Origin of the sequence: Pseudomonas fluorescens, assembly GCF_018614775.1 — a bacterium.
In the GTDB taxonomy this organism is placed as follows: Bacteria; Pseudomonadota; Gammaproteobacteria; order Pseudomonadales; family Pseudomonadaceae; genus Aquipseudomonas; species Aquipseudomonas fluorescens_BY.
In genome coordinates, this window is record NZ_JAGGOF010000104.1 from 1 (window position 1) to 22,900 (window position 22,900).

A 22,900-nucleotide genomic window follows, 5' to 3' on the forward strand; every position below is an offset into this window, starting at 1 on the left:
TCGGCATGCCCGACTACGACAACTACGTCGAGCACATGCAAACCAAGCACCCGGACAAACCGCTGATGGACTACGAGGCGTTCTTCCGCGAACGCCAGCAAGCCCGTTACGGTGGCAAGGGTGGGCCCAAGTGCTGCTGACTCGGTAGCCTTGAGGTAGTCCCTTGTGGGAGCGGGCTTGCTCGCGAATGCGATGGGTCAGTTGATGAAGATATTGACTGATCCACCGCCTTCGCGAGCAAGCCCGCTCCCACAGTTGTTTGGCGTGAACTCAGGATTTGCTTGCGCCGCCGATTCCCTGTGGGAGCGAGCCTGCTCGCGATGGCGTACGATCAGCCGACACGATATTGACTGACCCACCGCCATCGCGAGCAGGCTCGCTCCCACAATGGTTTATGCAAGCTCCCTCGCCACGGGGGAGGTCACTCCGCCAACAATACCGCCGCATCGAACCCCACCCGCAGGTTGCCCCAATGGCGGCCGCCGAAGAAGAACGGCACGTCGATCTCGGTCATGATTTCCCCGGTATCGCGCAGGTAGGTCTGCAACAGGAAGCGCTGGACGTTGCCCGCCGCGCGCAGGCCGATCGGGTCGTTGAAGATTCGTTTGTTGCGGCACACCGGCAGGTCGACGGCGCGATCCCCCGTCGGTTGTTTCGAGACCCAGCTGTTGTTCACCGGGCAATAGCCCTTGGTGTCGACGATGAATGAAACCTTGCCACCCGGGGTGCTGCGGGTGAGTGTGTCGCAGGCGTCCTGGCAGACCTCGGCGAAGCGCGTGGTATAGCTCGTCATGTATTGCTTGGGATCGGTCCCCGGCACCAGCTGATAACTCTGGTCGAACAAATTCACGCCCTCACGTTGCAGCGCTTCCAGGCGTACCTGGAGCGTGTCGCGGCATTGGCTGGCGCGGGTGATGGCGGCGTCGAGCTTGCCGTGGCCGAGTACGAACCGGCCCAGCAGCGCCTGTACCTTTTCCGCGACACCGGACAAGTCACGAGTAGCGGTCGCCGAGTGTTGCATGCGCTGGTCGATGGACTGGCTGTCGGCGTGGATCTGGGTGACCCGGTCGTTGATGCCAGTGTTGCTGTCGGCGAACTGCTGGATATGCTCGGCAATGTCGGCCAGCTTGCCATTGGTGGACTCGAAGTCGCCGATCATGCTTTCGAAATGGCCGGAGGCGCGTTCCACCACTTTCTGGGTTTCCCGGGCGCTGTGGCTGATCTGGGTGGTCTGTTCGTGGGTAGAACTGACTTCCTCAAGCATGGCGTCGATGTTGCGCGAGATATCGTCGGTGGCCCGGCTGACGTTCTGCGCCAGGGTGCGCACTTCATCGGCCACCACCGCAAAACCCCGGCCACTCTCACCGGCCCGGGCGGCTTCGATGGCGGCGTTGAGGGCCAGCAGGTTGGTCTGGGCCGAGATCTGCTGGATCAAGCCAACGATGGACTTGATGCTCGAAGAGCGCTGGTTCAACGCGCTCACCAGCGTGGCGAACTCACCGAGGCTGGCGGAAATCTCGCTGATGTTACCGGTCACTTCCAGCAGTTCGGCGTAGGAGTCGCGGGCCATGCTCAGGTTCTGGGCGGTGGTACTGGAGATGCCCTGGGTCTGGCGCGAAACCTCTTCAATGCGGCCCACGGCGGTGTTGCTCTGGTCCATCACCTCCTTGGCGAAGCGTGCCTGGTGGGTGGCGCTGTCACTGGAGTCGCTGATGTTCTTCAACGAGCGCGCCGATTCGACGGCGATGTGCACGGTCAGCGCCTGGACGTTGCTGATGATCTCCCGCTGCTTGGCCAGGAAACGGTTGCAGGTGCTGGCCAGCACGCGGATTTCGTCGTGGGTCACCAGCGGCAGGTCCTTGGACAGGTCGCCTTCGCCATTGGCAATTTCTTCAAGGGCCTTGGTCATGATGGTGACGGGGCGCACGATCAGGTGGCGGAAGTACCAGACCATGAAGCTGATCATGCACAGCGTCAGGAGCGCGCCGGAGAGCAGGGCGTGGGCCAGGCTGTCGAGCCGGCCCTCGATCTGCCCCAGCAACGCGGCGTCCAGTTGTGCGTTGCGCAATTGCAGCAGGATCTCGGAACGGGCGCTGAGGGCCACCCAGTACAGCAGCCCACTGACCACCACCAGCAGGAAAAGGCTCGACAGCTTTTTGGTGAGCGTATCGAAAAACTGCATCTCGATAGACTCGTACAAGGCCTTTAACGTCTGCATGCCGCTGCTCCTGGGCAAAAAAATCTCTCAATGGCATACATTCGACCGCGTGGGCCAAAGCTTTAGCAGATTGGGGCGATTTGATATCACGTCCTACTATTTAGCTGAAACCCTGTGGGAGCGGGCTTGCTCGCGAATGCGTCCTGTCAGTCGATACAGATGTGGCCTGACCCACCGCATTCGCGAGCAAGCCCGCTCCCACAAGTATTTACTGGGAATTATTCTCAAAGTATAGTCGCTCTCATTAACATCCCTCTGTGAGTGCAGCGCTTTGAATCGTTCCACCCCTCCCGCGAATCGCAACGCTTTCATCAAGCGCGTTTTGCCGACATTGTCCTGCTGTTTCATCGCGAACCCGGTCTGGGCGCAGGACACACTCGAACTGCCGGCGATGTCCATCCAGGCCAGTGGCATCACCCGGGACCAGGGCTATACGGCCTCGCAAGCCAGTACGGCGAGCAAGAGCGATGTCCCGATCAGGGAAGAGGCGCAATCGATCAACGTGGTGACCCGGCAGACGCTGGCCGACTATCAGGTGCGTTCGCTGGGCGACGCGATGAAGTACGTCAGCGGGGTCAGCCAGGGCAACACCTTGGGCGGCTCGCGGGACTCACTGATAAAACGTGGTTTTGGCACCAACGACGATGGCTCGATCCTGCGCGACGGCGTGCGTTCGAACCTGGGGCACAACTTCAGCGCCACCACCGAACGGGTCGAAGTACTCAAGGGCCCGGCCTCGATGCTGTACGGCGCGCTGGAGCCCGGCGGCCTGATCAACGTCATCAGCAAGCAGCCCGAGTACACCCAAAGCACCACGCTGAGTGGCTCTGGCTACAGCGAAGGTGGCGGCACCATGGCCGTGGACACTACCGGTCCGCTGGGTGATACCGGCCTGGCCTATCGGTTGATTGCCGAACGCAAGCACGAGGATTACTGGCGTAACTACGGCGTCAACGAGAGCACGCTGGTTGCGCCGTCGCTGGCCTGGACGGGCGATCGCGCCTCCGTGAGCCTGAGCTACGAGTACAACGAATATTCCAACCCGTTCGACCGCGGCACGGTGTTCACCAACGGGCATCCGGCCGACATCGATTATGACCAGCGTCTCGATGAGCCCTGGGCCAAGAGCCAGGGTATTCGTGAAACGGCCACGGCACGTTTCGAGTATGAGTTGAGCGAGGCGTGGAAGACGCGCGTGACCTATGGCTGGAACAATGATCGGTACAGTCTTTCGATTGCGCAGCCCAACGCGTTGACTGGCAATACGTTGCGTCGGGCAGCCAACGGCGCCCACTACGATGATGAAACCCGCTACGCCAGTTGGGACTTCATGGGCAAGCAGGAGCTGTTCGGTCAACGCCACGATCTGTTGGTCGGTGTCGACAACCAGGTTTCCGATCAATATCGCGGGAAAACCTACCGCAATGCAGCGCGCGCTGGTTTCGATATCACCTCGCCGGTCTACGGTAATTTACCTGAGCCGAGTCTTGTCAGCGCCGCGCAAAGCGACCTGCGCAATGAACTGACTTCCAGCGCCATGTACTTGAAGGACAACTGGCACCTCGACGACCGCTGGATCCTGGTCTTCGGTGGCCGTTACCAGCACTACGACCAGTACGGTGACCAGGGGCTGGGCAGCAGTTATAAAGTGAATCGCGATGACAACGGCGATGCCTTCGTGCCGTTTCTCGGCCTGGTCTACAAGGCCACCGATACCTTGTCGCTGTACGGTAACTACAGCCGCTCGTTCAAGCCCAATGACACCGTGGACGACGCCGGTAATACCTTCGATCCGGAGGAGGGCCGCAGCTACGAAGTGGGCGCCAAATACGACCCGCTGCCAGGCCTGAACATCAACCTCGCACTGTTCGACATCGTGAAGAAAAACGTCGTGACGTCTTCCACGGTCAACGGCGTGACCCTGGCAGAAGCCGCTGGCAAAGTGGGCTCCCAAGGCCTGGAGCTGGACATCACCGGTCGCCTGTCCGAGCGCTGGGACCTGATCGGTACCTATGCCTACACCCACACCGAAATCCTCGATGACCCGGACGACGAAGGCCATCGCCTGGCCGATGCCCCCAAGCACACCGCCAGCCTCTACCTGAGCCGTCACCTGGACGTCCCCGCCGAATTCGGCGCCTGGCATGCCGGTGGCGGCGCACGCTACGTCGGCGAGCGTGCGGCCAACAATGCCAACGATTTCTGGCTGAGCAGCTACACCGTGGCCGACGCCTTCCTGCGTTGGGAATCGCCCGTGCTGGGGTACAAGACCTCGCTGCAATTGAATGTCGATAACCTGTTCGACAAGCAGTACTACCCGTCCTCCACGGGCAGTCAACTGCAAGTCAACGTAGGAGAGCCACGCACCGCGCGCCTGAGTGCCAGCGTGACGTTCTGATTCGGCGGCCCTGGAAAAAATGCCCGCACCTTAAAGTCCGGGCATTTTTTGCATTCTCTTTTCTCTTCCGGCCGTCATCGCGAGCAGGCTCGCTCCCACATTGGCCGCAGGTGTCCACTTCCTCTGTGTTCACCATTACCTACTGTGGGAGCGAGCCTGCTCGCGATAGCGGTCCGACCAGACCGCGCTATCAACGAAACGCCGGCACCACGTGCTTGATGAAAAGCTCCAGGGATTTCTTCTTCTCCGCGTGGGGCAGGCTGTTGTCGCACCAGAAGCTGAACTCATCCACGCCCAGTTCCTGGTAGTACTGGATGCGCGGGATGATTTCTTCCGGGGTGCCGATCATGGCGGTCTTGTGCAGGCTTTCCAGTTCGAACTCCGGACGGCCGGCGAATTTTTCCTCGGGGCTTGGCGCCAGGAAGCCGTTGACCGGGGTTTGCTTGTTGCCGAACCAGGCGTCGAACGTGCGGTAGAACCTGGCGATCGCCTGGGCGCCGATTTTCCAGCCTTCGGGGTTGTCCACCGAGTGCACGTGGGTGTGGCGCAGCACCATCAATTGCGGACGCGGCACATCCGGGTTGTTATCCAGGGCGGCCTGGAACTTGTTCTTAAGGTCCAGGACCTCTTCGTCGCCCTTCATCAGCGGCGTGACCATCACGTTGCAGCCATTGGCGATGGCGAAGTTGTGGGAGTCCGGGTCGCGGGCGGCGATCCACATCGGCGGGTGCGGTTTGCGGATCGGCTTGGGCACGCTGGTGGACGTCGGGAATTTCCAAATATCGCCGTCATGGGCGTAGTCGCCTTGCCACAGCGCGCGGACCACCGGAACCATTTCCCGCAGGGCCTGGCCACCGGAGGAGGCCGGCATGCCGCCGGCCATGCGATCGAACTCGACCTGATAGGCGCCACGGGCCAGGCCGACTTCCATGCGGCCGTTGCTGATCACGTCCAGCAGCGCGCATTCACCGGCCACCCGCAGCGGGTGCCAGAACGGCGCGATGATGGTGCCGGCGCCCAGGTGGATGGTGGTGGTCTTGCCGGCCAGGTACGCCAGCAACGGCATCGGGCTTGGCGAAATGGTGTATTCCATGGCGTGGTGCTCGCCGATCCACACGGTGCTGAAACCACCGGCTTCGGCCAGCAGCGTCAGCTCGGTCAGGTCTTCGAACAACTGGCGATGGCTGACGCTTTCGTCCCAGCGCTCCATGTGTATGAACAGGGAAAATTTCATGGCGCTATCTCTTGTCGTTGACGATCGGTTCAGGCGAGGACGGGCAGGGCGCCCATCTTGCCGTGGCAATAAACCAGTGGCCCCGGTGTGTGCTGCGGCACGATCAGGTTCTTCACGGCGCCGACCATGATGGCGTGATCGCCACCTTCGTATTCGCGCCACAATTCGCATTCGATGATGGCGGTGGCATTGCTCAGCAACGGGTTGCCCAACTCGCTCAGGGTCCATTCGATGCCCTGGGTCTTGTCCTTGCCTTTGCGGGCGAAGGCATAGGCTTCGTTCTGCTGCCCGCCGGAAAGCAAGTGGATGGCGAAGCGCTTGTTCCTGATCAGCACCGGGTAGGAATCGGAGCTGTAGTTGGGGCAGAACAGCACCAGGGCCGGGCTCATCGATAGAGAGCTGAACGCGCTGGCGGTGAGGCCGACAAGCTGCCCGTCATCGTCCAGGGTGGTGATCACCGTCACGCCGGAGGGAAACGAACCCATGACCTTTTTGTAAACGTTGGCATCAATCATTTAACAGTCCTCGCACGCATACAGGAGTGACGCCGTGTTCATCAATGAGCACCGGCAGCCTTGTTCAAATCGCTTTCGGCCCATTGGGTGTAGACGCAGGCATCGGCGGTGGCCCAGCGCACGCGCACCGGGTCGCCGGCCTTGAGGGGCATGCCGGCGGCGGAGAGGGCCTTGACGGTCATGGCGGTGCCGCCGGAGGTCACCACGCTGCAGGTCTGGCTCTCGCCGAGGAAGAGCACTTCGACGACCTTGGCCGATACTTCATTCCAGCCTGCCGCCAGCGGCTGTTGGGTGGCCTGTTCGGTGCTCAGGGCCAGGGCTTTTTCCGGGCGTACCATCAGCAGTACATCCTGGTCGGTTTGCAGACCGGTGGTCAGGCGGATCGACACTGACTGGTCTTCGAAGGTCGCCACCGCGTTGCCCTGGGCCTTGAGCTTGAGGAAGTTGGAGTTGCCCAGGAACGAGGCGACGAAAGCGTTCGGCGGATTCTGGTACAGGTCATAGCCGCTGCCCAAACCGACGATCTTGCCGTGGCTGAAAATCGCGATGCGCTGGGACAGGCGCATGGCTTCTTCCTGGTCATGGGTGACGTAGACAATGGTGATGCCCAGGCGCCGATGCAGTTGGCGCAGTTCATCCTGCAGGTCTTCACGGAGCTTTTTGTCCAGGGCGCCGAGGGGTTCGTCCATCAGCAGGATGCGCGGCTCGTAGACCAGCGCCCGGGCAATCGCCACGCGCTGTTGCTGGCCGCCGGAAAGTTGTGAGGGGCGGCGATGGGCGAACTGTTCCAACTGCACCAGCTTGAGCATGGCGTCGACGCGGCGGTCGCGTTCGGCCGGGGCGAGTTTGCGGATCGCCAGGGGAAAGGCGATGTTGTCGCGCACCGACAGATGCGGGAACAGCGAGTAGCGCTGGAACACCATGCCGATGTCGCGCTTGTGCGGCGGTACATTGACCAGGGATTTGCCGCCCACCAGGATTTCGCCGCTGCTGGGGGTTTCAAACCCGGCCAGCATCGACAGCGTGGTGCTCTTGCCCGAGCCGCTGGAGCCGAGAAAGGTCAGGAATTCACCGTCCTGGATCTCCAGGGATATATCGTCAACGGCGGCAAAGTCGCCGTAGTGCTTGTTCAGGTTGCGCAGGCTGACCAGGGTCTTGTTGTTCTGTTGTGCGGGGTCTTTGACAGCACTCATCGTGTTCTCCTAGGCGCTCAGGCGCTGAGTTCATTGCGCCGGCGCAGGGCGGCGGCGATCACCATCACCAGCACCGAGAGGCCGATCAGCAGCGTCGAAGCGACGGCGATCACAGGCGTCAGGTCCTGGCGCAGGGTGGTCCACATCTTGACGGGCAAGGTTTGCAGGGTCGGGCTGGCCATCATCACGCTCAGCACCACCTCGTCCCACGACACCAGGAACGCAAACAGGGCACCGGCAACCATGCCCGGGCGAATCGCCGGGAACGTCACCTTGAACACCGCTTGCAGTCGCGAGGCACCGCAGATCACCGCCGCGTCCTCGATGGACTGGTCGAACAGCTTGAGCGAGTTGATGATCGAGATAATGGTGAACGGCAACGCGACGATGACGTGGCTGACCACAAACGCGAACATCGTGCCGGTGTAGCCGAGCTTGAGAAACAGCGCGTACACCGCCACGGCAATGATCACCAGCGGCACGATCATCGGCAGGGTGAACAGGCCGTAGAGCATTTCCCGGCCGGGAAAGCGTCCGCGCACCAGGGCAAATGCCGTCGGCAAGCCCAGCGCCACCGCGCAGACGGTCGTCAGCAGGGCGACCTTGAGGCTGGTCAGCGCGGCGTTCATCCAGTCCGGGTTGGAGAAGAACTGGCCGTACCATTTGAGCGTCCAGCCTGGCGGCGGGAATACCAGCCACTGGGAGGAGCCGAACGACAGCAATACGATGAACACGATCGGCAACAGCAGGAACACCCCGATCACGCCGGTCGTGAAGTACAGACCGAAGCGCATGCGCCGGCTCATGGCATTGGGAGTCAGGAGCATGACGGTTTACCTCGCGTTACTGGCGCCAACCGGGGATTCCGGCTGAAGCTTCAGGTAGAAGTAGAACAACACCAGCGTGATCGCGATCAGCAATGCGGCACCGGCACTCGCCAGGCCCCAGTTGAGGAACGATTGCACCTGCTGGATGATGAACTCGGGCAACATCATGTTTTGCGCGCCGCCCAGCAGTGCCGGGGTCACGTAGTAACCGAGGGACATCACGAACACCATCAGCCCACCGGAAAACAACCCCGGCCGGCACAGCGGCAGGAACACCCGGAAGAAGTTGGTCCAGGGACTGGCGCCACAAATGGAGCCCGCCTGCAGGATCATCGGGTCGATGGCCTGCATGGTCGCCTGCAACGGCAGGACGATGAACGGAATCATGATGTAGCTCATGCCGATCACTACGCCGGTGAGGTTGTGCACCATCTCCAGCGGCTGGTCGATGATGCCCAGCGCCATCAGCGCCTTGTTGACCACCCCGGAAGCCTGCAACAACACCAGCCAGGAGTAGGTACGGGCCAGCAGGCTGGTCCACATCGACAGCAACACGATGTTGAGTATCCAGCGGCCCCAACCACGGGGCACCAGGGTGATTGCCCAGGCCAGAGGAAAGCCCAGCAGCAGGCTGAACAGTGTCACCAGCCCAGCCACCGAGAAGGTGTTGAACAGCACCCGGGCATACGCCGAGTTGGCGAACAGTTGCTCATAGTTGCCAAGCCCCGGCACCGGCTCCAGCACGCCGCGCAGCAGCAGGCCGATCAGCGGTGCCAGAAAGAACAGGCCGAGGAACAGCAGCGCGGGGGCCAGGTTGCCGGCCCCGCGCCAGCGCTGGGCCAGCGACGGGGTTTGCGTGGCGACAGCCTTGGCGGTTGTGACACCGGCGGCGCCAGTGGCGCCCCCGGTGTGCCGGGTTGCCGTTGCCGACATTTTTATTTGACCAGCCATTCGTTCCACCGTGTCGCGATGTCCTGACCGTTCTTGGCCCAGTAGGCGAAATCAAGCGTGATCTGATCCTTGGCGTAGGCGGTCGGCAGGTTGGGGGCGAGCACCGAATCCAGGCGTGCGATGCTGTCGACGTTGACCGGCGCATAAGCCGTCAGGTTGGAGAAGTCGGCCTGGCCCTTGGCGCTGCTGGCGTTGGCCAGGAACTTCATGGCCGCTGCCTTGTTTTTCGAACCCTTTGGAATGACCAGGATGTCGGCCATGACCAGGTTCTGCTTCCAGCTCACGCCGACGGGCGCGCCGTCCTGTTGCAGGGCATAGATGCGGCCGTTCCAGAACTGACCGAGGCTGGCCTCACCGGAGGCGAGCAGTTGCTGGGACTGGGCACCGCCGCCCCACCAGACGATGTCCTTCTTGATGGTGTCGAGTTTCTTGAAGGCGCGGTCCAGGTCCAGTGGGTAGAGCTTGTCTTGCGGGACGCCGTCGGCCAGCAGGGCCAACTCAAGCACGCCAGGGCTCGGCCATTTGTACAGGGCGCGTTTGCCAGGGTAGGTCTTGGTATCGAACAGCGCGGACCAGTCCTGAGGCTTGCCGGCACCGAGCTTGCCTTCGTTGTAGCCGAGGACGAAGGAGAAGTAGAACGAACCAACGCCGTGATCGGACACGAAGCGTGGATCGATCTTGTCACGCTGCACCACCGAGAAGTCCAGGGGTTCGAGCAGGCCTTCAGCGGCGGCACGCAAGGCGAAGTCCGCTTCGACATCGACCACGTCCCACTGCACGTTGCCGCTCTCGACCATGGCCTTGAGCTTGCCGTAGTCGGTGGGGCCATCCTGGACCACGGTGATGCCGCTGGCCTTGCTGAACGGGTCGGCCCAGGCCTGCTTCTGCGCGTCCTGGGTGCTGCCGCCCCAACTGACGAAGTTGACACTTTCAGCGGCCATCGACGCCTGGCTGGCGACGCTCAGCAGGCTCGCAAAAAGAACGGCGACTGCGCTTTTCTTCAACACCATTTTCACGCCCTCATTGTTGTGTTTATTGAGCGGGCTTGTGTGTGCCCGCTTATCGGGAGCTTAGGTCCATCGGGTCTTGCGGGTGACCGTACCAAGGGCGGGTTGAATGCGCTTTCCCTGCAGGGTGCGCTTGGCTAAAACGTTCGGTCTATGGAATATCATATTATGGTATTCCAAACTTTCTGCAAGCACTTTGCCTTACCGACTATCTGTCTGGAGGCAGATTTTTCTGTCGTTGCAGGATGAACCCTTGTTTCCGGCAACCACGACCCCTGGGGGAACTGTGTTGGTCAGCCGCTGAACGCAATACTCTCCACCACCTCCAGGTCGTACCCCGTCAACCCCGCGTACTTGAGCGGTGGCCCCAGGTGTCGCAGCTTGCCGACGCCCAGGTCCTGGAGAATCTGCGCCCCGGTACCTACTTCAGAATAGATGCGCGATTGGGAACGGCTGAATTGTCTCGGCGGCTGGGTGAGTTGTGGCACGCGCTCAAGCAATGCCTGGGAGGATTCGTGGTTGGCCAGTACGACGACCACGCCGCAGCCTTCTTCGGCGACCCGTTGCAGCGCCGCCCACAGGGTCCAGTTGGACGGGCCGTTGTATTCGGCGCCTACCAGGTCCCGTAGCGGGTCGATCACGTGCACCCGCACCAGGGTCGGTTCGTCGCGGCGAATGTCGCCCATGACCATCGCCATGTGCACACCGCCTTCGATGCGATCTTCAAAGGTGAACAGCCGGAAGGTGCCGTGCACCGTCGGCAGCTCGCGCTCGCCGATGCGCACCACGGTGTGCTCGGTGCTCAGACGGTAATGGATCAGGTCGGCGATGGTGCCGATCTTGATCCCGTGCTTGTGTGCGAACACTTCCAGGTCCGGGCGACGGGCCATGGTGCCGTCGTCGTTCATCACTTCGACGATCACCGACGCCGGCGTGAAGCCCGCCAGGCGCGACAGGTCGCAACCGGCTTCGGTGTGCCCGGCGCGGGTCAGCACGCCGCCTTCCTTGGCGCGTAACGGGAAGATATGCCCGGGTTGCACGATGTCGTTGGACCCCGCATCGGCGGCCACGGCTGCGGCGACGGTGCGCGCCCGGTCGGCGGCGGAAATGCCGGTGGTCACGCCCGTGGCGGCTTCAATGGAGACCGTGAACGCAGTGCTGAACACGCTGCCGTTGCTTGGCACCATCTGCTCAAGGCCCAGGCGCTGGCAATGTTCGTCGGTCAGCGTCAGGCAGATCAGCCCGCGGGCTTCCCGGGCCATGAAGCTGATGGCCTGGGCGCTGCAGCAATCGGCGGCGAGCAGCAGGTCGCCTTCGTTTTCGCGGTCTTCGTCATCCACCAGCAACACCATCTTGCCCAGGCGGTAGTCTTCGATGATTTCCTGAATGCTGTTAAAGGCCATGTCGGGCTCTCTTGTTTGGGTGGCGTGCTTGATGGAAACAACTTGTGGTATACCATAATACAAAATAACCCGAGAGGTCACTGTGAAGGCGTACTGGATTGCTCATGTGGATGTCACCGACCCCGATCAATACAGCCAATACACCCAGCGGGCTCCGGCAGCGTTTGCCCTGTACGGCGCGCGCATGCTCGCCCGGGGTGGGCGCAGCGAGGCGATGGAGGGCAGGGCCACGCCGCAACGCAGCGTGGTGATCGAGTTCGACTCGTACGAACAGGCACTGGCCTGCTATCACTCGCCGGAGTATCAGGAGGCCAAGCGTCACCGCACCGATGTGGCGCGGGCCGAGGTGATCATTGTCGAGGGCGTGGTGCCGCTGTAGGTGTCGGGTCGTTTACCTGTGGGAGCGAGCCTGCTCGCGATGGCAGTGGGTCAGCAGATGAATTGTTTACTGACCCACCGCTATCGCGAGCAGGCTCGCTCCCACAGGGGTGACCCACAAGGGGGATTCCACAGAGGATGATCAGCGGATGAAGTGGATCTTGCCGCTGTCGTCGTTGCCGATATAGATGCCATAGACCCCGGCCTGGCGTTCCTCGATATAGCGTTCGAGGATCTGCCGGATGGCCGGGTAGTAGATGCTGTCCCAGGGGATGTCTTGCGGGGCGAAGAACTGGCAGGCGAGGGTTTCCGGGCCGAACTGGCCGGTGATCTCCAGCGCGATGGCGCGAAAGATGATGTACACCTCACTGATCTTCGGCACGCTGAAGATCGAGTAGGGCGAGACGATCTCGGCACGCACGCCGGTTTCTTCCCAGACTTCGCGCAGCGCCGCTTGCTCGGTGGTCTCGTTGCCCTCCATGAAACCGGCGGGCAGTGTCCAGGTGCCGGGGCGTGGCGGGATTGCCCGCTGGCACAACAGGTACTTTCCGTCCTGCTCGATGATGCAGCCGGCAATGATCTTCGGGTTGACGTAATGAATGTAGCCGCAGCCGTCGCACATCAGCCGCTCATGGGTATCGCCCGCTGGCAGGCGGTGATTCAAGTCACTGCCGCCGCACTTTGGACAAAAGCTCGGGCTGAACATGTCAGTGTCCTATGCGAGGTTCTTTCAGGGCGATGGGCGCCGTGATTTCAGGGATGTCACCGGTTTCTTCCTGCTTGCGCCTGAGGTACTCCAGCGCCACCTTGGCCGCCGCCCGGACGTGATCCACCGATGCCTGGTGGGCGGCCAGCGGGTCGCCGCTCTTGATGGCTTCGACCATCCGCTCCATTTCCTGGTTGCTGGCGCCGCGGCGGTTTTCCTGGGACACCGACGTCGCCCGCAGGTAGCTGATGCGCGCCTGCAACTGCCGCAGCTGGGTGGCCGCCACGTGGTTGCCGGAACCTTCGAGCAGCACGTCGTAGAAACCCTGCACCGAATCGATCACCTGCTGCAACTCGCCGTCCTTGAGCGCCTTGCGGTTCTCCTCCAGGGCCTTCTCCAGGGCCTTGATGTCCTTGGCCTTGGCACGCAGGGTGAACAGTTGGACGATCAAGCCTTCCAGCACGCAACGCAGCTCATAGATGTCGCCGGCATCGGCCAGGGTGATGATCGCCACCCGAGGCCCCTTGGCGTCGGCGAATTCCACCAGGCCTTCGGACTCCAGGTGACGCAGCGCTTCGCGTACCGACGTACGGCTCACACCCAGGCGATCGCACAGATCGCGTTCGACCAGGCGATCGCCCGGCAGGAGCTGGAAGTTCATGATGGCGCTTCGCAGTTTATCCAGCACGATTTCGCGCAGGGTAATGGGGTTGCGATTGACCTTGAAGCTGTCGTCGAGTGGCAGGCGTTTCATGGGGTCCGCTCTGTAATAAGGCTGTCCGTGCCGAACGGGCAACGTCCGCGCACGTTCGGATCAAACAGCCGAAGGTTGACTGGAGGCCTCGGCATCGGCTTCGACAAAGGCTTCCCGGGCAAGCCGGAAACTGTCTACCGCCGCGGGAACGCCGCAATAGATACCGACCTGAAGCAAAATTTCGCGTATTTGCTCACGACTCAGGCCGTTACGCAAGGCGCCACGCACATGCAGCTTGAGTTCGTGCGGGCGATTGAGCGCCGAGATCATCGCCAGGTTGATCATGCTGCGCTCCTTGAGCGACAAGCCCTCGCGGCCCCAGACATGACCCCAGCAGTATTCGGTCACCATTTCCTGCAACGGCCGGGTGAAATCGTCGGCGTTTTCGATGGAGCGGTTGACGTAGGCCTCGCCCAGCACCTGGGTGCGGATCTTCAGGCCTTGTTCATACTTGTCGTTGCTCATCGCGGCGTGCTCCCAAATTCTTCGAGCCCACCCATCAGGGTGTATTTGAGTTCCAGGTAATCGTCGATGCCATATTTGGAGCCTTCGCGGCCCAGGCCTGAGGTCTTGATGCCGCCAAACGGGGCGACCTCGGTGGAGATCAGGCCTTCGTTGATGCCGACCATGCCGTACTCCAGCGCCTCGCTCATGCGCCAGGCGCGGCCCAGGTCGGGTGTAGCAATAGGCGGCGAGCCCGGAATCGGTGTCGTTGGCCATGTGCACGGCTTCGGCCTCGGTGGTGAAACGGAAGACCGCCGCCACTGGCCCGAAGGTTTCGTCCCGGGCGACTTTCATCTGCACGGTGACGCCGGTCAGCACCGTCGGCTGGAAGAACCCATGACCGAGGGCGTGGCGCTCACCGCCGCAGAGCAGTCGGGCGCCGTGGGCGAGGGCGTCCCGGACGTGGTCCTCGACCTTGGCGACGGCCCGCTCATTGATCAGTGGGCCCTGGCTCACGCCGGCTTCGAAGCCGCTGCCAACCTTAAGTTGCGCCACGCGCTCGGCCAGGCGTGCAACGAAGGCATCGTGGATGCCGTCCTGGACCAGGAAGCGATTGACGCAGACGCAGGTCTGTCCGGCATTGCGGAACTTGGCGACCAGCGCGCCTTCTACGGCCCGTTCCAGGTCGGCGTCGTCGAAGACGATGAAGGGGGCGTTGCCACCCAGTTCGAGCGAGACTTTTTTCAGCGTCGGCGCACACTGGGCCATGAGCAACTTGCCGATGGCCGTGGAACCGGTGAACGAGAGTTTGCGCACCAGTGGGCTGCCGGTCAGCTCGCCACCGATGGCCACGGCATCGCCGGTGATCACGTTGAAAATACCGGCGGGAATCCCGGCCTGTTCCGCCAGGGCGGCCATGGCCAGGGCCGAGAACGGCGTCTCCGGCGCAGGCTTGACGATGCACGGACAACCGGCGGCCAGGGCCGGGCCGGCCTTGCGGGTGATCATCGCGGCCGGAAAATTCCATGGGGTGATGGCCGCCACCACGCCGATCGGTTCCTTGCTCACCACAATGCGCGCATCGCCCTTGTGGCTGGGGATGGTGTCGCCGTAGATGCGCTTGGCTTCTTCGGCGAACCATTCGATGAAGCTGGCGGCGTAGAGGATCTCGCCCCGGGCTTCGGCCAGCGGTTTGCCTTGTTCGAGGGTGAGGATTTCTGCCAGCGCATCGGCGTGTTCAATCATCAGCCCATGCCAGCGCTTGAGCGCCTGGCTGCGTTCCTTGGCGGTCAGCCCGCGCCAGGCCGGCCAGGCGTTGTTGGCGGCGGCGATGGCCTGGCGGGCATGCTCGGCGCCAAGGTTCGGCACCCGGCCGAGCAACTCGCCGTTGGCCGGGTTGAAAATATCCTGGCAAGCGCCATCGGGCGCTTCGAGCCATTGGCCGTTGATATAGGCCTGCTGGCGGAACAGTTGCAAGGCTGCTGGACTCATGCCGGCTCCTGAGTGGGAAGAAAAAAGGTTCTGCGCCGAACGCTGTACCTGTGGGAGCGGGCTTGCTCGCGAAAGCGGTGGATCTGTCGACATTGATGTTGAATGCCAGTCCGCATTCGCGAGCAAGCCCGCTCCCACAGGGTTTGTATATGGGCATCAGCCCAGCGCGGGCAGGGCGCCGAGCTTGCCTTTGTGGTAGATCATCGGTGTAACCGGCTGCTCGGGCAGGATCAGGTGCTTTACCGCGCCGACGATGATGGCGTGATCGCCGCCGTCGTACTCGCGCCACAGTTCGCACTCGATGATCGCCGTGGCCTTGGCCAGGATCGGGTTGCCGAGGTCGCTCAGGTGCCAGTCGATACCTTTGGCCTTGTCCTTGCCTTTACCGGCAAAGGCGTAGGCTTCGGCGGTCTGGTCGGCGGAGAGCAGATGAATCGCGAACTGTTTGCTGTCCCGCAGGATCGGGTAGGTGTCGGACGCGTAGTTGGGGCAGAACAGCACCAGCGCCGGGTCGATCGACAGCGCGCTGAACGCGCTGGCGGTGATGCCGACGATGTTCCCGTCCGGGTCCAGGGTGGTGACCACGGTGACGCCGGAAGGGAAGGAACTCATGACTTCTTTGTAAATGCCGGGCTCGATCATTTTCAGGACTCCTAGCGCATCACGAACGGGTCAGGCATAGGCGCCTGGGACAGGTTGATCCACACCGTTTTCAGCTCGGTGTAGGCCAGCACCGAATCGATGCCGCTCTCGCGTCCATAGCCGCTGTTCTTGAAACCGCCGATCGGCGCCATGGCCGAGACTGCGCGGTAGGTGTTGACCCAGATGATTCCGGAGCGCACGTCCCGGGCCAAGCGATGGGCGCGGCCCAGGTCGCGGGTCCAGATGCCGGCGGCGAGGCCGAACTGCGAGTCGTTGGCAATCGCCAGGGCCTCGGCCTCGTCCTTGAACCGGATCACCGACGCCACCGGGCCGAAGACTTCTTCCTGCATGATCTTCATGGAATTGCGGTCGCATTCGAACAAGGTCGGCTCGTAGAACCAGCCGTCACCCACGCCGGTCGGGCGCTTGCCACCCAGGCGCAGGCGCGCGCCTTCGGCGATGGCATCGGCCACCAGGCCTTCGACCACGGCCAGTTGCTGCGCAGTGGCCATCGGGCCCATTTCGCTGCTGTCGTCTTGCGGGTTGCCGATGCGGATGCGTTTGGTCCGCTCCTCCAGGCGGGAGACGAACTCATCATAGATTTCGTCCTGCACCAACAGCCGCGAACCGGACACGCAGCTCTGGCCGGATGCCGCGTAGATCCCGGCGATCGCACCGTTGATGGCGCTGTCGAGGTCGGCGTCGGCGAAGATGATGTTCGGCGATTTGCCACCCAGCTCCAGCGACAGCTTGGCAAAGTTTTCGGCGCTGCTGCGCACCACATGACGGGCCGTCGCGGCCCCACCGGTGAAGGCGATCTTGCGCACCAGCGGATGACGGGTCAGGGCCGCGCCGGTGCTGGGGCCATAACCGGTCACGACGTTGACCACGCCCGGTGGGATCCCGGCTTCCAGGGCCAGCCGAGCCAACTCCAGGATCGTCGCTGACGCGTGTTCGGAAGGCTTGATCACGATGGTATTGCCAGCGGCGAGTGCCGGGGCCAGCTTGATCGCGGTCAGGTACAGCGGACTGTTCCAGGGGATGATCGCCGCCACCACGCCCATGGCTTCGTGCACGGTGTAGGCGAACAGGTCCGGCTTGTCGAGGGGCAGGGTGCCGCCTTCGAGCTTGTCGGCCAGGCCGGCGGTGTAGTGGAAAAATTCTGGCAGGTACCCGACCTGGCCGCGGGTCTCACGGATCAGCTTGCCGTTGTCGCGGCTTTCCAGCTGGGCCAGTTGTTCCTTGTTCTCGGCGATCAGATCGCCCAGGCGTCGCAGCAGTTTGCCGCGAGCCGTGGCGGTCAAGCCGCGCCAGGCCGGGCTGTCGAAGGCGGTCTGCGCGGCTTGCACCGCGCGCTCGACATCGGCCTCGTCGGCATCAGGCAATTCGGCCCAGGCCTGCGCCAGCGCCGGGTTCAGGCTTTCGAAGGTCTTGCCGGACAGGGCATCGACCCATTCACCGCCGATGCACATCTGGAAGCGTGCGAGTGTCATGCAACGATCCCCTTGATTGGGTTGGGTTGGGCGTACGCCTTGTCGAGGAACGCCAGCAGCAACTGGTTGACCAGCCGTGGCGATTCCACCGGCATCATATGCCGTTGCTCGGCCAGCACGGCAACGGTGGCGCCGGGAATGCGCGCGGCCAGTTGCTCCGCCATTTCCGGGGTCGAGCCCGGGTCCAGTTCGCCGGTGGCGATCAGCGTCGGCGCCTGGATGCTGCCCAGGTCGTCGGCGCGGTACATGTCCTGGGTGGCGAACAGTTCATAGGTGGTCAGGTAACCTTGCGGATCGTTCTGCGCCAGGGTCTGACGCAGCGCGGCAATCTGCGCCGGGTTGGCCGCCTGGTATTCGCGGCTGAACCAGCGCGACAGGGCGGCCTCGGCATTGGCGTCCGGGCCATGCTCGGCCGCCTGTGCGGTGCGAGCGATGACCCCGGCGCGTTGTTCGGGGCTGCGGTTGAACACACTGTTGAGCACCACCAGGCCTTGCAGGCGTTGCGGGTAGTGCAAGGCAAACGCACGGGCCACCAGGCCGCCCATGGAAAAACCGATGACGGTGGCCTGGGGCACTTGCAGGTGGTCGAGCAGCTCCAGCAACTGATCGGCATAGCCCAGCAACGGCGTGCCGTTCTGCGGACGAGGACTGGCGCCATGGCCCAGCATGTCGTAGGTGATCACACGATACGTCGTGGCCAGGCCAACGACTTGGCCGCCCCACATTTCTTTGTTCAGGCCCACGCCGTGGATCAGTACCACGGGCTGGCCTTGGCCGGTCGCCAGGTAACTGGTGCCGGCCGGGGTGAGTTCAGCGGTGAGCCGAATCATGGAGCGCTCCTGCTTGCCTTTTTTATTGTGGTCAACCGGACTGGATCACTGCGCCTTTTCGGCGGCCAGTTCTTCCAGGTCGATATAGCGGTTGCCAATGCGCGGGTGGATACGACCGCCATCGGCGCAACCCAGTACCACGACGATTTCGTCGGCGCGCGGGGCGTCTTCGATCTGCATTTCCAGGGTGATGTAATGCGAACGCAGGCCTTCGTCATCCTTGTGCATCATCGGAATCTGGATCGAGGTGCCCGGGCCGCCGCGCTTGTTGGTGAAGCTCAGGTAGCTCTTGGCCTTGACCGCTTCGCGGTAATGGTTGCCGAAGCGCAGGGTGTGGATGACGGCGGATGCGTGCTCGATTTCACCGTCGGCGCCCACCGCAGCGGCCTTGCCGTAGGCTTCGATTTTTTCCGCACCGCCGATGATGCCCACCAGACGCTCGACCATCAGTGCGCCGAGGTCGGAGCAGTTGGCGCGAATTTCCGGCTTCAGGTCTTCCACAAAACCACGGCCGAGCCAAGGGTTCTTCATGACGACTGCCAGGCCGACCATGGTCACCGGCTTGTCGGTGGCCTTGCCGCCCTCGATGAAGGTTTCTTCGACATAGCTGACGATCTTGCGAATTTCAAAACTCATGAGCTGCTCCGTAGGAGGTGAATTGGGCTTGTGCGTATGATGGTATACCATAATATTGGTAGTGCAAGAGGCTGCTTTGGATTTGTGCGCGAGGCGCGACAGAAGGAGAGGCGGGTGGCGCCCTGCGCTCTAGCCGAGCAGCGCTTGGTCGTGATGACCGGCTTTTCCCTGTGGGAATAAATTTCCCCCTTTCAGTGCAATAAGCGCGAACCCTGCGTCTTGTTGCACCTATTCGACCCGCTGACCGCTACACAGGGTGTGCCGGGAATATCGTTTCAGCGCTGGAAAGCGGTTGTGGGCCGTCAAAACGGAAATACTTTTCGCTTTTAAGAGTTATTACGCTTACTTTTCCAAAAAAAGCCTGAGAGACCCGGATAGGCACAGCGTTTGCTATGGTTCATAAGAGAAAGCCACCGCCACGGTGGATCAGATTCATCCAAAGGGCGCTCGGCATCCGGACCCAGGGCCAGACCAATGGCCGCTGCCAATAGAGGTACCAAGAGAAACAGGGCTCATTAAAACCAGGCAAGGCCGAACCATTGAATGACGATGAGATAAGAAATGCCGTGTAGAACGCGGCTGGGAGTTGGCTATGCCCCACGCTTTTTTTAATGAAATGTACGACGCCAAGGGTGACTGCCGCCCGCATTACCAAGCCTTCTCACGCTGGCTGGCGGACACACCGCTTGAACTGCTTGAACAACGCCGCCGCGAAGCCGACCTGCTGTTCCATCGGGCCGGTATCACCTTCACCCTCTATGGTGACGAGCAAGGCACCGAACGGTTGATTCCGTTCGACATCATTCCCCGCAGCATCAAGGCCAGTGAATGGCAGACGGTCGAACGCGGCTGCATCCAGCGGGTCCAGGCCCTGAACATGTTCCTGGCCGACATCTACCACGAGCGGCATATCCTCAAGGAACGCATCATTCCGGCCGAGCAGGTGCTCGCCAACGAGGGTTACCAGATTGCGATGCAGGGCCTGAACCTGCACCGGGGCATTTACGCCCATATCGCTGGCGTCGACCTGGTGCGCGACGGCGATGGCAGTTACTACGTGCTGGAAGACAACCTGCGTACGCCCAGCGGTGTGAGCTACATGCTCGAAGACCGCAAGATGATGATGCGCCTGTTTCCCGAGCTGTTCGCTGCGCAACGCGTGGCCCCCATCGATCATTACCCGAACCTGCTGCTCGACACCCTCAAGAGTTCAAGCCCCCTGGACAACCCCACCGCCGTGGTGCTGACCCCGGGCCGCTTCAACAGCGCCTATTTCGAACACGCGTTCCTGGCCCGCGAAATGGGGTTGGAGCTGGTGGAGGGCGCCGACCTGTTCGTGCGTGACGACCACGTCTACATGCGCACCACCGCTGGTCCCCGGCAAGTGGATGTGATCTACCGCCGCCTCGACGATGCCTACCTCGACCCGCTGTCGTTCAACCCCGATTCGATGCTGGGTGTTCCGGGGCTGATCGCCGTCTACCGCGCCGGCAATGTGGTGCTGGCCAACGCAGTCGGCACTGGCGTCGCCGATGACAAGTCGATCTACCCTTACGTCGACGAGATGATCCGCTTCTACCTCACCGAAGAACCGATCCTGAAAAACGTGCCCACCTGGCAGTGCCGTAAACCCCAGGACCTGTCCCATGTGCTGGCGAACCTGCCGGACCTGGTGGTCAAGGAAACCCAGGGCTCCGGCGGCTACGGCATGCTGGTAGGGCCGGCGGCCACGGCGGCGGAGATCGAAGACTTCCGCGCACGCCTCAAGGCCCGTCCCGAAGCCTACATCGCCCAACCGACCTTGAGCCTGTCCACGTGCCCGACCTTTGTCGAGAGCGGTATTGCGCCGCGCCACATCGACCTGCGTCCGTTCGTGCTGTCGGGCAAGGAAACCCGCCTGGTACCGGGCGGGCTGACCCGGGTGGCGTTGCGTGAAGGCTCGCTGGTGGTGAACTCGTCCCAGGGCGGCGGCACCAAAGACACTTGGGTGGTGGAGGACTAAGACATGCTTTCAAGAACCGCTTCGGACCTCTATTGGATGTCCCGCTACCTGGAGCGCGCCGAGAACCTGGCGCGCATGCTAGAAGTCAGCTACTCACTGTCGCTGATGCCCCAGGCCGGGCGCGGCGACGGGCACGCCGAGCTGGCAATGTCATTGCTGGCCGCCGGCACGCTGGACGATTACAACGCGCGCTATGACGCCCTGAACAGCGAACGCATGCTGCATTTCTTTGCCCTGGACGACACCAACCCCGGCAGCATCTACAGTTGCCTGCGGGCAGCGCGGACCAATGCTCACGCGGTGCGCGGGCGCATCACCGCCGACATGTGGGAGAACATCAACGCCACCTGGCTGGAAATGCGCAACATCGCCAGCAACGGTCTGGGTCGCTACGGCATCAGCCATTTCTGCGAATGGGTCAAGGAGCGCTCGCACCTGTTCCGTGGCGCGACGTCGGGCACCATCATGCGCAACGACGCCTACTGTTTCATTCGCCTCGGCACCTTTATAGAGCGAGCGGACAACACTTTGCGCCTTCTGGACGCGCGCTACGAAATGTTCGGCGAGGAATCGGAAGAGGTCAGCGATAACTCGGCGCGTGGCTACTACCAGTGGAGCGCCTTGTTGCGGGCGTTGTCGTCGTTCGAGGCGTTCAACGAGATCTACCGTAACGCACCCAATGCCGAACAGGTCTCGGAGATGTTGCTGTTGCGCGCCGACGTTCCGCGCTCCCTGCACGCCTGCATAGAGGAGCTGGATCTGAACCTCGCCAGCCTGCCGGGCCATAACGGCAGGCCGGCACAGCGCCTGGCGGCGGAGTTGCATGCACGCCTGCGCTATTCGGGGATCGACGAGATCCTCGCCTCGGGGCTGCATCAATGGCTGACCGACTTTATTGGCCAGATTCGTCATTTGGGCCAGACCGTTCACGAGTCTTATCTGGAGGTCGTATGAAACTGTCCATACGCCACGACACCACCTACAGCTATGCCGATGAAGTCTGCACCAGCATTCAGTTTTTGCGCCTGACACCTCAGGACAGCCAGCGCCAGCGCATCCTGGAGTGGCATCTGGAGCTGCCACGCCTGGTGCGCAGCCAGCTCGACCCGTATGGCAACATCCTGCATGTGATGACCATGGACGAACCCCACGGCGCCCTGGTGCTGACTGCGTTCGGGGAAGTGGAAATCCATCAGTCGGTGGAGATGGAACCTGATAGTCAGTCACCACTGCCGTTCCTGCGCACCAGCCGACTGACCCTGGCGGATGAGGCACTGAACGCGTTCGCCCTTGAGCAATGCGCGGGGCGGCGGGATCGCTCGGCGCTAACCGACCTGATGAACGGCCTGGCGGCCCGGATGCCCTACAGCGTCGGCACAACGGCGGTCAGCACCACAGCCGCCGAGGCGTTTGCCGGTGGAGGCGGGGTTTGCCAGGACCATACCCATGCGTTCCTGGCCTGCGCGCGCAGCCTGGGCATCCCGGCGCGCTATGTGTCCGGTTACCTGTGCACCGACGATGAAAGTCATCTGGCAAGCCACGCCTGGGCGGAAGCCTGGCTGGATGACGGCTGGTACAGCTTCGACGTGACCAACCGCCTGGCCCGTCCCGACCGCCACCTCAAACTGGCCGTCGGCCTGGACTACCTCGACGCTTGCCCGGTCCGCGGCATGCGCCGAGGAGGGGGGGCGGAACAGATGCATGCGCGGGTGAAGGTGAACTCGATGGTGCAGGTGCAACACCAATAGGCTGGAGCCGAAGGCCCCATCGCGAGCAGG

21 protein-coding genes and 1 pseudogene are annotated in these 22,900 nt (G+C 62.4%); 6 read left to right on the forward strand and 16 right to left on the reverse strand.

Annotation, left to right across the window (positions count from 1 at the left end; translation table 11 throughout):
• A partial coding sequence (locus tag J7E36_RS23110) for a YbdD/YjiX family protein (RefSeq protein WP_215008348.1) occupies positions 1-140 on the forward strand: 140 nt, incomplete at its 5' end.
• Positions 141-421: 281 nt separating this feature from the next.
• Here the strand turns inward: J7E36_RS23110 and J7E36_RS23115 are convergent.
• A complete protein-coding gene (locus J7E36_RS23115; RefSeq protein WP_215008308.1) occupies positions 422-2,218 on the reverse strand; it encodes a methyl-accepting chemotaxis protein in 1,797 nt (598 codons plus the stop codon).
• Between the two features lie 391 nt (positions 2,219-2,609).
• Here J7E36_RS23115 and J7E36_RS23120 point away from each other — a divergent pair, with 391 nt between their 5' ends.
• Positions 2,610-4,616, forward strand: a complete 2,007-nt coding sequence (locus tag J7E36_RS23120) for a TonB-dependent siderophore receptor (RefSeq protein WP_435304192.1) — start codon at positions 2,610-2,612, stop codon at positions 4,614-4,616.
• A gap of 190 nt (positions 4,617-4,806) precedes the next feature.
• Here the strand turns inward: J7E36_RS23120 and J7E36_RS23125 are convergent, their stop codons facing one another.
• The 7 genes from J7E36_RS23125 to ribBA all read right to left on the reverse strand — a co-directional run bounded on the left by J7E36_RS23125 (position 4,807) and on the right by ribBA (position 11,746).
• Positions 4,807-5,850 (reverse strand): LLM class flavin-dependent oxidoreductase, encoded by a 1,044-nt coding sequence (locus J7E36_RS23125; protein WP_215008312.1) that lies wholly within the window; start codon positions 5,848-5,850, stop codon positions 4,807-4,809.
• A gap of 29 nt (positions 5,851-5,879) precedes the next feature.
• Positions 5,880-6,365, reverse strand: a complete 486-nt coding sequence (locus tag J7E36_RS23130) for a flavin reductase family protein (protein ID WP_215008314.1) — start codon at positions 6,363-6,365, stop codon at positions 5,880-5,882.
• A 41-nt stretch (positions 6,366-6,406) separates the two neighbouring features.
• Complete coding sequence (locus tag J7E36_RS23135; protein ID WP_215008316.1) at positions 6,407-7,558, reverse strand: ABC transporter ATP-binding protein; 1,152 nt, start codon at positions 7,556-7,558, stop codon at positions 6,407-6,409.
• 17 nt (positions 7,559-7,575) lie between these two features.
• Positions 7,576-8,385, reverse strand: a complete 810-nt coding sequence (locus J7E36_RS23140; protein WP_215008318.1) for an ABC transporter permease — start codon at positions 8,383-8,385, stop codon at positions 7,576-7,578.
• A gap of 6 nt (positions 8,386-8,391) precedes the next feature.
• Positions 8,392-9,336: an ABC transporter permease gene (locus tag J7E36_RS23145; RefSeq protein ID WP_215008320.1), complete on the reverse strand. Its 945-nt coding sequence runs from the start codon at positions 9,334-9,336 to the stop codon at positions 8,392-8,394.
• Entirely contained in the window at positions 9,321-10,346 is a 1,026-nt protein-coding gene (locus tag J7E36_RS23150) for a polyamine ABC transporter substrate-binding protein (protein ID WP_215008322.1), read from the reverse strand. Before J7E36_RS23150 ends, J7E36_RS23145 begins: the two co-directional genes overlap by 16 nt.
• Before the next feature lie 290 nt (positions 10,347-10,636).
• Positions 10,637-11,746, reverse strand: coding sequence for a bifunctional 3,4-dihydroxy-2-butanone-4-phosphate synthase/GTP cyclohydrolase II (gene ribBA / locus J7E36_RS23155; RefSeq protein WP_215008324.1), 1,110 nt, complete (start codon positions 11,744-11,746; stop codon positions 10,637-10,639).
• An 82-nt stretch (positions 11,747-11,828) separates the two neighbouring features.
• On the opposite strand from ribBA, the gene J7E36_RS23160 reads away from it, so the two are divergent.
• Complete coding sequence (locus tag J7E36_RS23160; RefSeq protein WP_215008326.1) at positions 11,829-12,125, forward strand: DUF1330 domain-containing protein; 297 nt, start codon at positions 11,829-11,831, stop codon at positions 12,123-12,125.
• A 141-nt stretch (positions 12,126-12,266) separates the two neighbouring features.
• Here J7E36_RS23160 and J7E36_RS23165 read toward each other — a convergent pair whose 3' ends face one another.
• The 8 genes and pseudogenes from J7E36_RS23165 to J7E36_RS23200 form a co-directional block, all read right to left on the reverse strand.
• Positions 12,267-12,830: an NUDIX hydrolase gene (locus tag J7E36_RS23165; RefSeq protein WP_215008328.1), complete on the reverse strand. Its 564-nt coding sequence runs from the start codon at positions 12,828-12,830 to the stop codon at positions 12,267-12,269.
• Between the two features lies 1 nt (position 12,831).
• Complete coding sequence (locus J7E36_RS23170; RefSeq protein WP_215008330.1) at positions 12,832-13,584, reverse strand: GntR family transcriptional regulator; 753 nt, start codon at positions 13,582-13,584, stop codon at positions 12,832-12,834.
• Positions 13,585-13,644: 60 nt separating this feature from the next.
• Positions 13,645-14,049 carry a carboxymuconolactone decarboxylase family protein gene (locus J7E36_RS23175; protein WP_215008332.1) on the reverse strand — a complete coding sequence of 135 codons (405 nt, stop codon included), beginning with the start codon at positions 14,047-14,049 and terminating at the stop codon, positions 13,645-13,647.
• Positions 14,046-15,519: pseudogene (locus J7E36_RS23180) on the reverse strand (NAD-dependent succinate-semialdehyde dehydrogenase). Before J7E36_RS23180 ends, J7E36_RS23175 begins: the two are co-directional and overlap by 4 nt.
• 156 nt (positions 15,520-15,675) lie before the next feature.
• Complete coding sequence (locus J7E36_RS23185; protein WP_215008334.1) at positions 15,676-16,161, reverse strand: flavin reductase family protein; 486 nt, start codon at positions 16,159-16,161, stop codon at positions 15,676-15,678.
• Positions 16,162-16,172: 11 nt separating this feature from the next.
• Positions 16,173-17,654, reverse strand: coding sequence for an aldehyde dehydrogenase (locus J7E36_RS23190; protein ID WP_215008336.1), 1,482 nt, complete (start codon positions 17,652-17,654; stop codon positions 16,173-16,175).
• Positions 17,651-18,484, reverse strand: coding sequence for an alpha/beta fold hydrolase (locus J7E36_RS23195; RefSeq protein ID WP_215008338.1), 834 nt, complete (start codon positions 18,482-18,484; stop codon positions 17,651-17,653). The genes J7E36_RS23190 and J7E36_RS23195 overlap by 4 nt, the downstream gene beginning before the upstream one ends.
• A 45-nt stretch (positions 18,485-18,529) precedes the next feature.
• The gene (locus J7E36_RS23200; RefSeq protein WP_215008340.1) at positions 18,530-19,120 is read right to left on the reverse strand and encodes an amino acid synthesis family protein; all 591 of its coding nucleotides are present in this window, start codon (positions 19,118-19,120) and stop codon (positions 18,530-18,532) included.
• Positions 19,121-19,712: 592 nt separating this feature from the next.
• On the opposite strand from J7E36_RS23200, the gene J7E36_RS23205 reads away from it, so the two are divergent.
• The 3 genes from J7E36_RS23205 to J7E36_RS23215 are packed head-to-tail and all read left to right on the forward strand — an operon-like array spanning position 19,713 to position 22,870.
• Complete coding sequence (locus tag J7E36_RS23205) at positions 19,713-21,122, forward strand: circularly permuted type 2 ATP-grasp protein (protein WP_215008342.1); 1,410 nt, start codon at positions 19,713-19,715, stop codon at positions 21,120-21,122.
• Positions 21,123-21,125: 3 nt separating this feature from the next.
• Entirely contained in the window at positions 21,126-22,076 is a 951-nt protein-coding gene (locus J7E36_RS23210) for an alpha-E domain-containing protein (RefSeq protein ID WP_215008344.1), read from the forward strand.
• Positions 22,073-22,870, forward strand: a complete 798-nt coding sequence (locus J7E36_RS23215; protein WP_215008346.1) for a transglutaminase family protein — start codon at positions 22,073-22,075, stop codon at positions 22,868-22,870. Before J7E36_RS23210 ends, J7E36_RS23215 begins: the two co-directional genes overlap by 4 nt.
• Positions 22,871-22,900 lie beyond the last annotated feature (30 nt).